This window comes from Azospirillum brasilense (assembly GCF_005222205.1).
Taxonomy (GTDB): domain Bacteria; phylum Pseudomonadota; class Alphaproteobacteria; order Azospirillales; family Azospirillaceae; genus Azospirillum; species Azospirillum brasilense_G.
Map to the genome: position 1 here is coordinate 334,612 of NZ_CP032345.1, position 15,453 is coordinate 350,064.

Below are 15,453 nucleotides of genomic sequence, written 5' to 3' on the forward strand. Positions count from 1 at the left end.
CAGTTTGCAAATAACTTAATTCGCTCCTCTCGAAATTATATTGACACCCAAATCACGCTGTGCAACTTGGTTGCTAGGGACAAAATGAAAAATCAGGACTAATGGCAATGAGTGACCAGCTTCGCGCCGATGTGCCCGATAACGAGCTTCTGCGGATGACCGCGGACATCGTCTCCGCATATGTCAGCAAGAACGTTCTGCCGGCGCAGCAGATTCCCGAGGTGATCAACACGGTCTACTCGTCGCTGACCGGGCTGAACACGCAGCCCCGAGAAATTCCTTCGGAGCCGCTGAAGCCCGCCGTGCCGATCCGCAAGTCGGTGACGCCCGAATACATCGTGTGCCTGGAAGACGGCAAAAAGCTGAAGATGCTGAAGCGCCATCTTCGCTCCACCTACAACATGTCGCCGGACGAATACCGGGCGCGCTGGAGCCTGCCGCCCGATTATCCGATGGTCGCGCCGAACTACGCGGCGCAGCGTTCCGAGTTCGCGAAGCGCATCGGCCTCGGCCGCAGCTCCGGCCGCCAGACGCGCCGCAAGGCCGGCTGAGCGCCAGCACCGTCCTGAACGAACAGGGCCGGCCTCCCCGATGGGAGGCCGGCCCTGTGTCGTTTCGCCGTCATGTCTTTCGCTGGTCCGGACCGTGGGGTGGTCGGACCTTATCGAGCCCGCCCGCGCCGCTCCTCACCCACAGTTGCGCCCCGACAGGCGGCAGTTGAAACGTTCCACATTGCGGGTCAATTCCTGCCCTGTGCTGGTGTTTTCCTCGTTCAGACAGCGCAGATAGTCCATGGTCTTGTCCACATACTCCTTCACCTCGAACTGGCAGGCGGCCATCTTGTCCGCGCTGACGAAGGTGGTGGTGTCGCTCATGCAGAGCGGGACGCCGGGCTTCGTGCAGATGATGGTGGTTTCCGCCCGCAAGGCCGGGCTTTGCAGCGTCACGGCGAGCACCAGCAGCGTGGCCGCCGGCTTCAGGCTCTCTCTCAACAGCACGGGCAATCTCCGCAAGACCGTCACGCAACGCATTGCGATCGTCTCCCTCCGCATTCGGTCAGGCCGCCGTGTCCAGGAAAACGCTGCCCCGGAACCAAGGCGGACCGTTCGTTCGTGGAGTGCTTTCTAGCGGCGTTACATCCGATGCACCAGTGCCCACGGCGCGGCATAGGTCTAGAGTCGTGGTCGAGCAGTTCACCCCCGGACCGGTTCCGCAGGTCCGGCACCGGGATGTCAGTGCTCACCATCAGCAGAAGCCAAGACTAGCCGCGCCCCCCGCCCCGCCGGGAGGGCGCGCTTCTTGGCGTCTGCATGCGGGCATCTCGTCAGCGTTTGGCGGCGTCGCGCTTCAGAACGAACTGGAGCTTGCTGATCGCGGTGCGTTTCAGCAGTTCCAGGCTGCCGGTGGCCGGCCCGACGACCGACACCTCCGTTGCGGTGACCGGATCGATGGCCATCACCTTCAGATAGCTGCCGACCCTCTGGAACTCGAACAGCACCTCGCCGACACCGTTTCCAGCCGTCTGGCCTTTTCCAGGCGCCCGATTGCCCACCATCGCTTTTTCTCCATCGCCGGCCTTCGCCGGTCCCGATACCACCTTAGCACAGCGCAACCGTCCCGGAACCCCATCTGCCACGTCCTGTTGTTGGCGGACGACGCACTCAGCAAGGGAGTACCGGCACCATGGCTGCCAAGACCATGCAGGATCTGCTGATCGAAGAACTCCGCGACATCTACCACGCCGAAAAGCAGCTCACCAAGGCCCTGCCGAAGCTGGCCAAGGCGGCGCATTCCGAACAGCTCCGCGCGGCCTTCGAAACCCATCTGGAAGAGACCCGCGGCCAGATCGAGCGGCTTGAACAGGTGTTCGAGGAGTTGGACACCCGCACCCGCGGCAAGCACTGCGACGCGATGGAGGGACTGATCAGCGAAGCGCGGGAAATCATGGAAATGGGCCTCGCCCCGGAGGTTCAGGACGCCGCCCTGATCGCCGCCGCCCAGAAGGTGGAGCATTACGAGATCGCCAGCTACGGCACCGTCCACGCCTACGCCACCGCCTGCGGCCTCACCAAGGTGGCGGATCTCCTGGAGCAGACCCTGAACGAGGAGAAGGAAACCGACAAGAAGCTGAACGTGCTGGCCATCAACGACGTCAACAAGAAGGCGATCCAGGCCAGCGGTCAAAAGGCGGCCTGAGAGCGGCACGCCGGAGCCTAAGCCGAATCTCTTGTTACAGCGGGCACCATTGAAGACGGGCGGTCGAGCCCCTACTATCGGGCTCACCCAATCGATTTTTCCGGTGCCCGCCCATGCGCAGGGTCGCGTCCTTCCTCGGTTCCCTTCTCATCGCCGCTGCCATCGCCGGTCCGGCCATGGTGGCTCGGGCGGCGGAGGGACCGGCGGCCCTGCCTCCTTCCGTCCGCATCAAGCCGGTGATGGTCCCCATCGTCACCCGCGGGCAGGTGGAGCGCTACACCCAGATCGAGGTGATGCTGGAGGTGGCGAACGCCACCCGTTTGGGCGAAGTCCAGGTCGCCATCCCGCGGCTGCACGACGCCACGCTGCGCGCGGTCTATCTGGGCATCGAGGAGGGATGGATCGTCCGTGGCAACATCGCCAACATGCCCGCCCTCCGCCGCAAGATCGACGAGGAAAGCGTCAAGCTGTTCGGCAAGGACGTGGTCAGCCGCATCCTCATCACGCCGCTCTCCCGGCAATCCTCCTTTCCCTGACCCCTCCCCTCCGTCCGATGGTTGCCTCCTCCGGCGCTTCGCGGCAGCATGGCCGCTTGACCGGTGAGGGAACCCGAGAATGGCCGTGGTGTATGTGGCGCGCAGCGCCGCGCTGACGAAATGGGCGTCCGACGTCGGACAGGGAAAGCACATCTTCAAGCTGGGCATGGCCGCCGACAAGGACGAGGCCAAGGCCGCGATCGACGCCGGCTGGGCCGGCGAGACCGACTGGCGCCTGATCCACAGCCAGGAGGTGCCGGACCTTGACGAGGAGGCGGTGATCGAGCGGCTGATGCGCAAGGAGAAGGTGATCGATCCGACCTATTATCCGAAGCTGAAGGGCGCCTCGGGCGTCTTCCGCGTCACCCTCACCAACGTGCAGAACAGCCTTCTGGTCGCCAAGGCGATGTCCGCCGACGAACCGCTGACCGACATCAAGGTGAAGCCGAAGGACATCGGCGAATACATGATCCGCAACGCCCTGCCCTCCCCGTCATGAGCAGCCTGCCGCCGCTCTACACCATAGGTTACGAAGGCGCTTCCTTCGACTCCGTCGTGCGCGCGTTGAAGGCGCGGGGCGTCGGGGTCCTGCTGGACGTGCGCGAACTGCCGCTGTCCCGCCGCGCCGGCTTCTCCAAAAGGCCGCTGTCCGCCGGGCTGGAGGAAGCCGGAATCGGTTACGTCCATCTGAAGGGGCTGGGCACGCCCAAGGAGGGCCGCGTCGCCGCCCACCAGGGGGATATGGAGCGCTTCTGGTCGATCGTCGAAGCGAAGATGCAGTCTCCGGAAGCCGAGCACGACCTGAACCGCGCCGCCGCGCTGGCGCGGGAAAAGCCGGCTTGCCTGCTCTGCTTCGAGGCGTCGCCGCACCTTTGCCACCGGCTCCGCGTCGGCGAGGCCCTTCACAGCCGTTTCGGCTTCACGGTGGAGCATCTGAACCCCACCGACCTCTCCTTCTAGAGGATGACATGCACTCCCACTGGTACCGCTTCGCCGATCTGTCCGCCGGCACCTTCCACGACCTGCTCCACCTCCGCCAGAGCGTGCTGGTGGTGGAGCAGGCCTCGCCCTTCCCCGACCTGGATGGGCGCGACCCGGTGGCGCAGCATCTGGCGATTTACGACGGCGAGGCGCCGGCGCCGGTCGGCTACGCCCGCATTTTCGGCCCCGATGCGGAGACCGGCGCCACCTCCTTCGGACGGCTGGCGGTTGCACCGGCGTGGCGCGGCAAGGCGCTGGGCCGCCGGCTGGTCGCCGAATGCCTGGAACGGCTGTCCCGGGAATGGCCGGAGCACGACGTGCAGATCAGTGCGCAGCTTTACCTGGAGCGCTTCTATGGCGGCTTCGGTCTCCGGCGCGTCAGCGACGTCTACGACGACGTCGGCATCGACCACATCGACATGCGGCTGAGCCGATAGGCGGCAGAAGCCCGCTTACTTCTTGGCCTCCGCCAGGATGTCGCCGGCCTCCTTGCGGATGACGTTCAGGTTCTTGAGCAGGATCGCCAGCGCCTGATCGTAATTGAAGGCCTCCTCCGACTCGTCCGGGATGTCGGTGTCGTCGGCGGCGACGGAGACCTTGGCCTTCTTCTTCACGGTCGCGAAATACTCGCTGCCGGTCTTCTCGAAACCCTTGATGGCCTTCTGCAACGCGTCGACGTCGTTGGCCCGGGTGGCGGCGTCGAGCGCCTTCGTCGCCTTTTCCAGACCGCTGGACGCCCGGAAGGCGAGCAGGAAGCCCTCGGCGGGCTTCTTCTTGCCGGTCAGCGCCTCGAACATCTTCTTGGCGGCGGTCCAGTCGGCGAAGAAGGTGGTGGCGGGCATCTCCTTGCCGCTGCCGGCCTTCTCCAGCTTCTTCAGGACGGACAGGCTTTCCAGTTGGGCCATCTGCTCGACGTTCATGGCGCCGCCCAGCATGTCGGCCGCCACCTCGACGGCGCCCTCGTTCTTCGCCTTCTGCGCCTTGACGATGACGGCGCTGAGCTTCGCCCGGAAGATCTTGGTTGCCTGAAGGAGATCGGCCAGCGCCTCGCGCAGCGCCTTGGCGTCCCCGGCCTTGTAGGCCTTGTCCCAGGCCGCGGCGGCCTTCTCCACGTCACCGGACTTCTTCACCACCGCCAGGGCGTCGCCCGAGTTGGGGATCTTCTTCGCCTCGGACTCGCACTTCGCCTTGTGCTTCTTGAATTCGGGAGCGGCGGCGAACGGCATGGTCAGGTCTCCGGCTTGATGTCTTCCACCCGCTCGACCGCAGCGAACGGTTGCAGAAGACTAAGCGCTGCCCCACCAGCGTCAACGCCGACCCGGTTCAAAATGGAAGAAGCGGCTCACTCTAGGCTACGACCATCGCCTGAAGCGTCTCCAGCCGGTCGGCCTCGGCCGCCGGCTTGTCCCAGCGGATGCGGTGAACGCGCGGGAAGCGCATCGCCAGACCGCTCTTGTGACGGTTCGACGGGTGCACGCTGTCGAAGGCGACCTCCAGCACCAGCCCCGGCTCGACCTCGCGCACCGGGCCGTAGCGGCGGGTGGTGCGGTTGCGCACCCAGCGGTCGAGTTCCACCAGCTCCGCGTCCGTGAAGCCGAAATAGGCCTTGCCGACCGGCACCAACTCCTCGCCGCGCCAGACGCCGAAGGTGAAGTCCGAATAGTAGCTGGAGCGCTTGCCGTGCCCGCGCTGGGCGTACATCAGCACGGTGTCGAGGGTCAGCGCCCCGCGCTTCCATTTGAACCAAGGCCCCTTGGGGCGCCCGGCGACGTAGACGCTGTCCTTGCGCTTCAGCATCAGCCCTTCGATGCTGTTCTCCCGGCTGCCCTCGCGCAGGCCCTTCAACGCCTCCCAGCCCTCGAACGGCACCAGCGGCGACAGGTCCATCCGCCGCGGCCGCACCGCGTCGTGCCAGCGCTCCAGCCGGGCGCGCCGCTCGGTGAAGGGCAAGCCACGCAGGTCCTCCTCGCCGTCGAACAGGATGTCGTAAAGCCGCACCCAGGCGGGAAACTCCTTGAGCATCGCCGCGGTGACCGTCTTGCGGTTCAGCCGCTGCTGGAGGTCGTTGAAGGGCGCGATCGCGCCCTCGTCGCGGGCAACCAGCAGTTCGCCGTCCAGCACGGCATCGAAGGTCATGTGGTCCGCGATGTCCGGAAAGGCGCCGGACACGTCGTCACCGGTGCGGCTGTAGATTCGCCGCTCGCCACCGCGGGCCGCCAACTGCACGCGGATGCCGTCCCATTTCCACTCCGCGGCGTAGTCGGCCGGATCGAGCCCGGCCATGTCCTCCTCCTCCAGCGGATGGGAGAGCATCAGCGGGCGGAAGCCGGCGCCCTTCCCCGCCGCCGGCCGGTCGGACTTCCCCTCCAGCCAGGCGAAGAGATCGGCGTAGGGCGGGGTCAGCCCGTGCCAGCACTCCTCCAGGTCGCCGAGATCGACCTTGCCCCACTCCGCCAGCGCCGTCTTGGCCAGCCGCGCCGACACGCCCACCCGCAGGCTGCCGGTGATGAGCTTGAGCAGGGCGAAGCGGCCCGATGAATCCAGCGTGTCGAGCCAACCCTCCACCAGCCCCATCACCTGCCCGCGCTTGGCCGCGCGCAGAGTCTCCACCACCTCGGTCATGGAAGCCGGCAAGCTGTTCGCCCGCTCCGGACGCTCCGGCCAGATCAGCGCCACCGTCTCGGCGAGATCACCCACATAGTCGTAGGACAGGGCGAACAGCTCCGGATCGACGCGGGTGGCGACAAGCTGCCGGATGGCCGCCGGCTTGGCCTCGTGGAAGACCAGCGATTCCGTCAGGGCCGCCAGCGCCCAGCCGCGGTCGGGGTCGGGCGTGGTGGCGAAGAAGTCGGCCAGCAGGCGGATCTTGCCGTTGCGCGCCGGCATGAAGACCAGCCCGTCGATCAGCGCGGAGAAATTCTTCACGCCCCCTCCTCCTCGAAGCCGACCAGGGCCAGGGCGCGGGCGCGGATGCCGCGCTGGGTGGCGTGGTGGACCAGCGCCTCCTCCCGGCCGTGGGTCACCCAGACCTCGGGGGCGGCGACCTCGTCGAGCGTTTGGACCAGCTCGTCCCAATCGGCGTGGTCGGAGATGACCAGGGGCAGTTCCACGCCGCGCTGGCGCGCCCGCTGGCGCACCCGCATCCAGCCGGAGGCCATGGCCACCACCGGGTCGGTCAACCGCCGCGCCCAACGGTCGGCCACCGCGCCGGGCGGGGCCAGCACCAGGGCGCCCTTCAGCTCCTCCTTGGCCGCGACGGTGGCCGGGCGAAGCTCGCCCAGCGGCACGCCGAAGCCCTCGTAGAGTTTGCAGATCGGCTCCAGCGCGCCGTGCAGGTAGATCGGCCGGTCGTAGCCGGCGGCGCGCAGCAGGGAGATCACCCGCTGGCATTTGCCCAGCGCGTAGGCCCCGACGACATGGCTGCGCTCCGGAAAGATCGACAGCGAGTGCAGCAGCTTGTCGATCTCCCCCAGGTCGGGCGGGTGGCGGAAGACCGGCAGGCCGAAGGTCGCCTCGGTGATGAAGACGTCGCAGGGCACCGGCTCGAACGGAGCGCAGGTGCGGTCGAAGCGCCGTTTGTAGTCGCCGGACACCACCACCCGCGTTCCGGCATGCTCCAGCACCACCTGCGCGCTGCCCAGCACATGGCCGGCGGGGACCAGACGCACCGTCACGTCGCCGATGCGGATCGCCTCGCCATAGTCGAGCGTCTGCGTCGCCGCCCCCGCCCCCTCGCCCAGCCGTTGCCGCATGATGGCGAGGGTCCCGGCGGTGGCGAGCACATGGGCGTGGCCGGGTCGGGCGTGGTCGGAATGGCCGTGGGTCACCACGGCGCGGTCCACCGGACGCAGCGGGTCCACATAGAAGCCGCCGGGCTCGACGTAGAGTCCTTCGGGGCAGACCTTCATCCAACGTTCGGCGGGGGGACGGGAGGGGCTTTGCGCAGGCATGTCCTGCAATATAGGCCGTCCTCGCGAAAGGACAAAATTCCGATTCCTGCGGTTGCGCCGGCGCGGAGCACAGCGCAGGATGCGGGAGAACGAGGGAGACTCCGACCATGCACGACCGCCTGTCCCCGACGCCCGAGGTCGCCGCCGCCCTGGCCGAGGGCCGGCCCGTCGTGGCGCTGGAATCCACCGTCATCTCGCACGGCATGCCCTACCCGAAGAATCTGGAGACGGCGACGGCGCTGGAGGACGCAGTGCGGGCCGAGGGGGCGGTGCCCGCCACCGTCGCCGTTCTCGACGGGCGCATCCGCGTCGGGCTGGACAGCGAGGCTCTGGAGCGGCTCGCCAAGGGCGGCACCGGCGTCATGAAGCTGAGCCGCCGCGACCTGCCCGTCGCTCTGGCGACCGGAGCGCTGGGCGCCACCACCGTGGCCGCGACCATGATCGCCGCGAGGCTGGCCGGGATCGCCGTCTTCGCCACCGGCGGCTTGGGTGGTGTGCACCGCGGCGCCGAAACCAGTTTCGACGTGTCGGCGGACCTCGACGAGCTGGCCCGCACCAGCGTCTGCGTCGTCTGCGCGGGCGCGAAATCGATTCTCGACCTGCCGAAGACGCTGGAGGTGCTGGAGACCCGCGGCGTCCCCGTCCTGGGGCTGGGCACGGACGAGTTTCCGGCCTTCTACAGCCGCAACTCTGGTCTGCCCGTCTCTCATCGCTGTGACAACGTGCACGAGGTCGCGGCGATCCTGCGGGCCAAATGGGAGCTTGGGCTGGAGGGTGGCGTGGTCCTCGCCAACCCCATCCCGGAGGCCGACGCGCTCGACGGCGCCGCCATGGAGCGGGCCATCGCGCAGGCGCTCAAGGATGCGGAACATCATGGAATCACGGGAAAATCCGTCACGCCCTTTCTTCTTGCCGCGCTGGAGCGGATCACCGGCGGGCGCAGCCTGACCGCGAACATGGCGCTGATCCGCCACAACGCCGTCACCGCGGCGCGGCTGGCGGCGGCTTACGCGGCGCTGACGGAATGACTGGTCATAGATCATTACGCATAAGAGGTAAGCCATCCGTGACGTCCGGATTTAAGTCCCCGTTAACCGAAGCCGGGTGAATCTGCGCTCGTTCTTCACGGAGGTCTCTATGCGTGCGCCCAGCCCGTCGAACCTGGTTTCCCGGATGATCGCCATGGCCGCCCAGCCCGACGAGGGCATCGGCGAAACCGACAACCGCCCGGCTGCGCGGGTCAAGAAGATCGTCTGGGCCTCCCAGGCGGCGAAACTGCGGGGCTCCCTCTCGTCCCGCCTCGTCCACGAGATCGAGTGCGCGGTGTCCGCCGACCTCGATAGCATGGAACTGCCGGAAGTGTTCTTCACCTCCGTCGAGTTCGCCGGCCGCGTCATCACCTGCGACCTGGACGCCTCGGGCACCGCCTCGATCTTCGGCCTGATCGACATCAGCGATTATGACGAGCTGGTGGAAGAAGCCGGCGACGACGCGCTGTTCGGCGTCGATTGGGACGGCGTCTACGTCACCCCGGCGCGCACCCGCCACTGAGGCTATCCGCCCGATCCCTTTCCAAGCGATCCAAGGAAAAAGCCGCGGGACCCGGACGCACGCCGGGTCCCGCGGCTTTTTGCGTTGGCGTCCTCAGCCCAGCGCGCGGGCGAGGATGATGTCGAGATTCTTCAGCATCTCCGGGTCGCGCTTGTCCGGCGCGGTCATGATCGCGTGGTCGAGCGCGGTGTGGCAGCCCTGGGCGCACAACCCGTCACGCACCTGGAGCTTCGGCGCGAGAGTCTTGACCAGCGACCGCGCCTTGCCGGCGTTGGCGACCACCACGCGGATGACGGCGTCGACGGTGACGTGGTCATGGTCCGGATGCCAGCAGTCGAAGTCGGTGACCATGGCGACGGTCGCGTAGCACATCTCCGCCTCGCGGGCGAGCTTGGCCTCCGGCATGTTGGTCATGCCAATCACGTCGCAGCCCCAGCTCCGGTACAGCTCGGACTCGGCCTTGGTCGAGAATTGCGGGCCTTCCATGACCATGTAGGTGCCGCGGCGCTGGTGCGGCACCTTCAGTTCCACCAGCGCCTCCTCGATCAGGTCGCCCAGCCGCCCGCAGACCGGATGGCCCAGCGCCACATGCGCCACCAGACCGGTGCCGAAGAAGCTCTTGTTGCGGGCGAAGGTGCGGTCGATGAACTGGTCGATCACCACGAAGGTGCCGGGCGGCAGATGCTCCTTCAGGGAGCCGACGGCGGAGACCGACAGGATCTCGGTCACGCCCAGCGCCTTCAGCGCGTAGATGTTGGCGCGGAAGTTCAGCTCGGACGGCGGGATGCGGTGACCACGACCATGGCGCGGCAGGAAAACCAGCTTCTGGCCGTTCAGCTCGCCCGTCAGCAGCTCGTCCGACGGGTCTCCGAACGGTGTTTCCACCTTCACCCAGCGTTGGTTCTCCAAGCCGTCGATGTCGTAGACGCCGCTGCCGCCGATCACGCCGAGCACCGGCGCCGACCCGGTTTCCGCCATAGTCACATGCCTCCGTCAATGGGAGGGCGCAGTATTCCGCCCCGGCCCGGCAAAGGCAACGGTCACGGCAGGGATGGTCACAGGGTGCGCAGCAGAACCACGACCAGCGTCAGATAGACGGCAGCCTTCGCCGCGGTGCTGAGGCGGGCGACGCTCCACAGCGCCACGCCGGGACGGCGGAACAGGGCAACCAGCGCCATCCCCGCGCCGAACCCGCCGAGATGGGCCGCCCAGGCCACGTCGCCCAGGCTGGACTCCGGAGCCGGCGGCATCAGCGTCATCGCCACGTTGATCGCCAGGAAACTGCCCACCACGAAGGAGGCCGGAACGCGCGGCCCAGGCGTCACGCCGAGCGTCGCCTGCGGGTGCAGCAGCAGGAAGGCGCCCATCACCCCGCAGATCGCCCCGCTCGCCCCGACCAGCGGTGCCATCGGGTCCACGGCCAACGCCCCCTCCACCCCAGCCCCCGCCGCGGCGCAGAGCAGGAAAAACAGCAGATAGCGCAGGCTGCCCATCGCCAGCTCGACAGCACCACCAAAAGCCCAGAGCGCCAGCATGTTGCTGACCAGATGCACGATGTCGCTGTGGATCAGGACATGGCCGAACAGCCCGCGCCACACCGCCCAGGTCGGCAGCGGACCGGCCGTCTCCACCGTTCCAAAGACGTAGGCGGGAACGAAGGCGAGGGATTCCGGCGGCACGCCCAGCACGAAGGCCAGCGTGCAGGCCATGACGATGCCCTGGTTGACGTAGGGAATCCTTCTGGCAGCGCGCACCGCTCCCCCTTCGCCGATGACCGGAGCCTTGGCGGCGCGGCCTTCATCCTTGCTCGATATGGGGGCTCTTGCGCCGATGACCAGCGCCCGAAAGCAGCCTCCGGCCCGGAGCAAGGCTGGGACGGGTCAGTAGTTCCACTCCCACTTGACGCCGACACGGGTGTCGGAATCGGCGCCGACGTCCGCCTGCGCCTTGATGTTCTTGGTGATGTCGACCTCGACCGTGGCGCGGCTCTGGTTCGCGCCGATGCCCTGCTCCACCCCGACATAGACGCGGTCGCTGACGTAGCGCCCGGCCTCCACCGCCCCGCCCTTGCCATCGGCCCCGCCGGTGAATTCCAGCCGGTCAATGCCGAGGCCGCGGCGCAGGTTGCCGATCAGGCCGGGGCCGCCACCGCCGAAGCCGGCCAGGGTCGCCGCGGACTGGGCGAGCTGGACCGCCTCCACCGCGTTCAGGCTGCCGACCGACTTCCCGAACAGCACCGCGGACAGCACCTCGTCCTGCGGCAAACCCTGCGGGGAGGTCAGCTCCAGCTTCGGCTGTCCGGCGGTGCCGGTGACCAGAACCTGGGCGGTCACGTCGTTGGCGGTGGCCTCCGCCAGGAAATCCAGCCGCGGGTCGATGGTGGGACCGCCGTCGAACTCGATGATGCCGCGCTTGAAGACGAAGGTCTTGGCGAGAAGGTCCAGTTCGCCCTTCAGCATGTTCAGCCGCCCGCTGACCAGCGGCTGGCTGGAGGTGCCGGTGACGGCAAGCTGGCCGGCGAACTCCGCCTCCAGACCGCGGCCCCGGACGAAGATCTGGTTCTGCGCGCTGATCGTCAGATCGAGGATCATCGCAAAGGCCGGCTCCGGCGCCGCCGGCCCGTTTCCAGCCTGCCCGTTCTTCAGGCTGACCGGCTGCGCCTTGCGGCCCTTCCCGACCTCGACGACCTTCAGGTCCACCACGTTGGGCGGGGTCTGGTTGGGGATCTGGATCTCCGCACGCTCGATCCGCACGGGACCGGCCAGCCGCGGATTCAGGAAGCTGCCGGTCAGCGTCAGGTTGGTGCCGATGGTGACCGCGGCCAGATCGTTCTGCACCAGCCGCGCCCGGTCGGCCTGGATGGCGAGGTCGAGCTGCTGCTGCGGGTCCGTGGCGGCGGGGCGGATCACACCGCGGGCGCTGATCTCGCCGCCGTTGGTGGTCCGCCCGCGGAAGCTCTGGATGGTGAAGACGTCGCCGTCGCCGACGATCCGGGCGTCGATGTTGCTGATGATGGCGCCGCTCGCCCGGTTCTCATAGCGCCCGTTGGCCAGAGTCACCGTGCCACCCAGCCGGGGCGCCGCCACCGTGCCGTCGACGCTGACGTCCAGCCGCAGCGTGCCACGCGCCCTGTCACCGGTCGCTGCCAGCAAATCGTTGGCGAGCGAGGCGTCGATGGCGCCGCGCAGCGCCGCCTCCAGCCGGCCGCGCTCCGGGACCGAAAAGGCCAGCGTGTCCGGGTTCATCGCCAGCGGTGCGGCGGCGGTCAGGGTCACCCGGCCCGCGTTGTTGCTGGTGGCGACGTCGCCGTCCACCGACAGGCGGGCCTCCCTCCAGCGGGCGTTGACGGTGGCGTTCAGGCCCGGCACGCCGGCCTGGGTGGTCTGCTGCGCCTTCAGGTTGGCGACGCGCAGCGTGGCGTCGGCCTGCGGGCGGCGGACGGTGCCGCCGAGCGTCGCCTGGGCGTTCAGCGTGCCGTCCAGCCGGAGAGTCGGGTTCGCCAGACGGGCCAGCGCCATCGGCACGCGGTCCAGCCGCAGCTCGCCCGACAGCCGTTCCCCATTCAGGCCGAGATCGGCGGCGAGCTGGGCGTTGCCGCTGACCAGCCGCAGGCCGGACACCTCGTAGCGCCGCTCGCCCAGGGCGATGGCGGCCGGCTGGGTCAGCCGGAAGGACTCGCCGCTGTAGCGGCCCTGGAGGCGATCCAGCCGGATGCGGTTCAGCGCACCGCTCTGCGTGAACTCCCCGGCCAGGTCCAGCCCCAGAGGATCGCGCCCGGCCCCCACCGCCTCCGCCCGGAAGGCCGCCTTGGCGAGCGAGCCGTCCACGCTGGCCGTCACGCGGGACAGGTCGTTGCCGGCGGCGGCCCCATCTTGAAGCTCCACGCGCGCCTTGCCGCTGGCGCTGCCCAGCGCGTCGGCGACGTCCGCGTTGGCGGTCAGGCGACGCGCGGCGAACAGTGGCCCGCCCTCGCCTTCCACACGGAGGTTGGTGGCGTTGGCGGTCAGGTTGGCCGCCTGCTTGCCGTTCGGCGCGTCGAGCGCGACGGTGAAGCCCGCCGCTCCGGTCAGTGGCACGCCGGCCAGCTCCGACAGCGCCTGAAGCTGCGGCAGGGTGCCGTCGAGCTTGCCGGTCGCCGTCATGACGTCGAGCGCCACGCGCACCGCCCCGGTGATCCGGTTCGGCCCGTTCGCCAGCGCGAGGTCGCTGATGCGCAGCGCCTGCCCCTCCAGTGCATAGGCGGCGTCCGCCGTCAGCCCGGCGCCGGCCAGTTCGGTGCGGGCCGACACACGCCCCTGAGGGGCGCCCGGCAGATTCTGCGCGGTGGCGTTCAGCCGCGTGTCGCCGAAGCGGCGCCCTTGCACGGCGAGGTTCCGGGCGTGCAACGCCGCCTCCGCCACCAGCTTGTCCAATGGCCCTTTTGCCGTCGCGTCGAGCGTCAGGCCGCCGGCCATCTCCGTGCCGGCGGCGGAGCCCACCGGGCCGAGGTCGGCGATTTCCAGCCGGGTCTTCGCGTCCACGGTCCCATCCACCAGGGCCGCATCACCCGTCAGCCGCCCGTTGCGGCCATCCACCGTCAGGTCGGTGAGGCGCATGGCACCGCCCGGATCCATCACCGCCTGAACGCCCAGGCTGACGTCGCGGCCGAGCACGCCGTCGGCGGGCGTTCCGGTCTCCAGTCCGCGCAGGGCGCCGCTGAGGCCGGCGGTCAGCGTGCCGTCCTCCTGTCGGCGCACCGGACCGGCCAGGGCCAGCGACCCGGCCAGCGGCTGTCCGGCGAGCGTGGAGAGACGCGACAGGTCATCGGCGTTCAGCGACACCGTCACGTCGGCGGTCTGGCCCCAGCCGGTCACATTGCCCTGCGCCCCGGCGCTGGCCGCCGCGGTGGTCAGGGTCACCCCGTCGATTCCCACCGCCCCGGTGTCGGCGTTGATCCGCGCCCGCCCGTCCAGCCGCACCTCCGGCCCGGCGACCGAGGCCAGGGCGGGATCGTCGGCCGCGAGGTCGCGGATCAGCCCCTCGACCACCACGGTCAACGCGTCCAGCGTGCCCTGGGCGGTGCCCGACACGGTGCCCTCCCTCCAGGCGATGCCGGGGGCGAAGCCGTGCAGGGTGGAATCCGGTCCGGCCTGCACCTCGTAGCGCAGGTCGAGACTGCGGCGGTCGGCGCCGACGCGGCCCGAGAGGTTGGCCATGGCGGCGGCGGTCTCGACGGCCACCGGCTGCAGAGTCAGGGCACCGTCCGGAGCGACCACCACGGTGCCCTTCAGCACCGGCTGCGGCCCGGCCAGCGGCGCGATGTCGGGGCCGAGCAGGGACGCCACGTCGCCGGTCGCCGCGAGGGTGACGGCGTGCCCTTCCGGCACCGCCTTGATCGTGGCGTCGGCGGCCAGCCGGGCGGCGTTCTCCGCCGCCGCGGTGAAGGTGCCCTTCCAGTCGTCCAGCGAGCCCTGCCCGTCCAGCGAGGCGCTGACCGGCGGCGCGCCGGGAATGTTCAGTGCGGTGGCGATCAGCCCGCCCGCCGGCTCCGACGCCTTGAGGTTCAGGTCGAGCCGCTTGTCGTCGGGGTTGAAGGCGACGTCGAGCGCCACCGTGCCCGGCTGCTCGCCGAGACGGTCCACGTTCAGATGCGCTTCCAGCGACGACCCGCCCGACGCGAGGTCGAGCGACCCGTCGATCTTCAGCCGCGCTTCCTGCCCGATCAGCGGTTCCGCCAGGACCAGCTCGGCGATGGCCAGCTTGTCCACGGCGACGCCCACCGGCAGGCTGGGCAGCAGCGAGGTCGGCCCCTGGTCGGGCGGCGGCTCCGGCCCCTCGGCGGGCAGCGGCGCGCGCTCCACGACGACGCGCTGCGCCTCGATGGCGTCCGCCTTGGCCCGTCCGGTCAGCAGCGCGGTCGGGGCGAGGTTGACGCGCAGATCCTCCAGCCGCAGCCACACGCCCTCGCGGTCGGCGACGGTGACGTCCGAGATCGTGAAGTTCACGGGAACCGCGCCGCCGATGGTGCCGATCCGGACCTGGAGGTCGGGGCCGTTCACCGCCTTCTCGATGGTCTGGGCGATCCAGCGCCGAACCGCGTTGGCCGGCCCCCAGCCGCCCCCTTCGCTGTCGGCCGCGCGCGCGGCCTCCGTCAGGACCGCCCCGGTCAGGACGGCGATGGCCAGAAGAAGGACGATCAGACGACGCAGACCCGACACCACGCACCCCGTTGCGGCATTCCCCGAATGGTATAACGGGAA

16 protein-coding genes are annotated in these 15,453 nt (G+C 69.0%); 8 read left to right on the plus strand and 8 right to left on the minus strand.

Annotated elements, in window-relative coordinates; all coding sequences use genetic code 11:
* Positions 1–107 precede the first annotated feature (107 nt).
* Positions 108–551, plus strand: a complete 444-nt coding sequence (locus D3869_RS01775; protein WP_014240726.1) for a MucR family transcriptional regulator — start codon at positions 108–110, stop codon at positions 549–551.
* Positions 552–686: 135 nt separating this feature from the next.
* Here the strand turns inward: D3869_RS01775 and D3869_RS01780 are convergent, their stop codons facing one another.
* Both D3869_RS01780 and D3869_RS01785 read right to left on the minus strand, forming a co-directional pair.
* Complete coding sequence (locus tag D3869_RS01780) at positions 687–998, minus strand: hypothetical protein (RefSeq protein ID WP_247895684.1); 312 nt, start codon at positions 996–998, stop codon at positions 687–689.
* Positions 999–1,324: 326 nt separating this feature from the next.
* Positions 1,325–1,555 carry a DUF6898 family protein gene (locus D3869_RS01785; RefSeq protein WP_137138708.1) on the minus strand — a complete coding sequence of 77 codons (231 nt, stop codon included), beginning with the start codon at positions 1,553–1,555 and terminating at the stop codon, positions 1,325–1,327.
* Between the two features lie 128 nt (positions 1,556–1,683).
* Here D3869_RS01785 and D3869_RS01790 point away from each other — a divergent pair, with 128 nt between their 5' ends.
* The 5 genes from D3869_RS01790 to D3869_RS01810 all read left to right on the plus strand — a co-directional run bounded on the left by D3869_RS01790 (position 1,684) and on the right by D3869_RS01810 (position 4,150).
* On the plus strand, positions 1,684–2,196 hold the full coding sequence (locus tag D3869_RS01790; RefSeq protein ID WP_137138709.1) for a ferritin-like domain-containing protein: 513 nt from the start codon (positions 1,684–1,686) through the stop codon (positions 2,194–2,196).
* A gap of 113 nt (positions 2,197–2,309) precedes the next feature.
* Positions 2,310–2,732, plus strand: a complete 423-nt coding sequence (locus tag D3869_RS01795) for a hypothetical protein (RefSeq protein WP_137138710.1) — start codon at positions 2,310–2,312, stop codon at positions 2,730–2,732.
* 79 nt (positions 2,733–2,811) lie between these two features.
* Positions 2,812–3,231 carry a hypothetical protein gene (locus D3869_RS01800; RefSeq protein ID WP_137138711.1) on the plus strand — a complete coding sequence of 140 codons (420 nt, stop codon included), beginning with the start codon at positions 2,812–2,814 and terminating at the stop codon, positions 3,229–3,231.
* The gene (locus D3869_RS01805) at positions 3,228–3,692 is read left to right on the plus strand and encodes a DUF488 domain-containing protein (protein WP_137138712.1); all 465 of its coding nucleotides are present in this window, start codon (positions 3,228–3,230) and stop codon (positions 3,690–3,692) included. The genes D3869_RS01800 and D3869_RS01805 overlap by 4 nt, the downstream gene beginning before the upstream one ends.
* An 8-nt stretch (positions 3,693–3,700) precedes the next feature.
* Complete coding sequence (locus D3869_RS01810) at positions 3,701–4,150, plus strand: GNAT family N-acetyltransferase (protein WP_137138713.1); 450 nt, start codon at positions 3,701–3,703, stop codon at positions 4,148–4,150.
* A 15-nt stretch (positions 4,151–4,165) separates the two neighbouring features.
* On the opposite strand, the gene D3869_RS01815 is transcribed toward D3869_RS01810, so the two are convergent.
* The 3 genes from D3869_RS01815 to D3869_RS01825 form a co-directional block, all read right to left on the minus strand.
* On the minus strand, positions 4,166–4,939 hold the full coding sequence (locus D3869_RS01815; RefSeq protein ID WP_137138714.1) for a hypothetical protein: 774 nt from the start codon (positions 4,937–4,939) through the stop codon (positions 4,166–4,168).
* A gap of 121 nt (positions 4,940–5,060) precedes the next feature.
* Positions 5,061–6,638: a cisplatin damage response ATP-dependent DNA ligase gene (locus D3869_RS01820; protein WP_137138715.1), complete on the minus strand. Its 1,578-nt coding sequence runs from the start codon at positions 6,636–6,638 to the stop codon at positions 5,061–5,063.
* Positions 6,635–7,621 (minus strand): ligase-associated DNA damage response exonuclease, encoded by a 987-nt coding sequence (locus D3869_RS01825; protein WP_119508245.1) that lies wholly within the window; start codon positions 7,619–7,621, stop codon positions 6,635–6,637. Before D3869_RS01825 ends, D3869_RS01820 begins: the two co-directional genes overlap by 4 nt.
* A 149-nt stretch (positions 7,622–7,770) precedes the next feature.
* Here D3869_RS01825 and D3869_RS01830 point away from each other — a divergent pair, with 149 nt between their 5' ends.
* Together D3869_RS01830 and D3869_RS01835 are read left to right on the plus strand one after the other, a co-directional pair.
* Positions 7,771–8,691, plus strand: a complete 921-nt coding sequence (locus D3869_RS01830) for a pseudouridine-5'-phosphate glycosidase (RefSeq protein ID WP_137138716.1) — start codon at positions 7,771–7,773, stop codon at positions 8,689–8,691.
* A 109-nt stretch (positions 8,692–8,800) separates the two neighbouring features.
* Positions 8,801–9,214 (plus strand): hypothetical protein, encoded by a 414-nt coding sequence (locus tag D3869_RS01835; protein ID WP_035674528.1) that lies wholly within the window; start codon positions 8,801–8,803, stop codon positions 9,212–9,214.
* 93 nt (positions 9,215–9,307) lie between these two features.
* Here D3869_RS01835 and D3869_RS01840 read toward each other — a convergent pair whose 3' ends face one another.
* From D3869_RS01840 to D3869_RS01850, 3 genes are all read right to left on the minus strand, one after another.
* The gene (locus D3869_RS01840) at positions 9,308–10,192 is read right to left on the minus strand and encodes an S-methyl-5'-thioadenosine phosphorylase (RefSeq protein WP_137138717.1); all 885 of its coding nucleotides are present in this window, start codon (positions 10,190–10,192) and stop codon (positions 9,308–9,310) included.
* A gap of 77 nt (positions 10,193–10,269) precedes the next feature.
* Positions 10,270–10,968, minus strand: a complete 699-nt coding sequence (locus D3869_RS01845; protein ID WP_137138718.1) for a rhomboid family intramembrane serine protease — start codon at positions 10,966–10,968, stop codon at positions 10,270–10,272.
* A gap of 126 nt (positions 10,969–11,094) precedes the next feature.
* A complete protein-coding gene (locus D3869_RS01850) occupies positions 11,095–15,411 on the minus strand; it encodes a translocation/assembly module TamB domain-containing protein (protein WP_137138719.1) in 4,317 nt (1,438 codons plus the stop codon).
* Between the last annotated feature and the right edge of the window lie 42 nt (positions 15,412–15,453).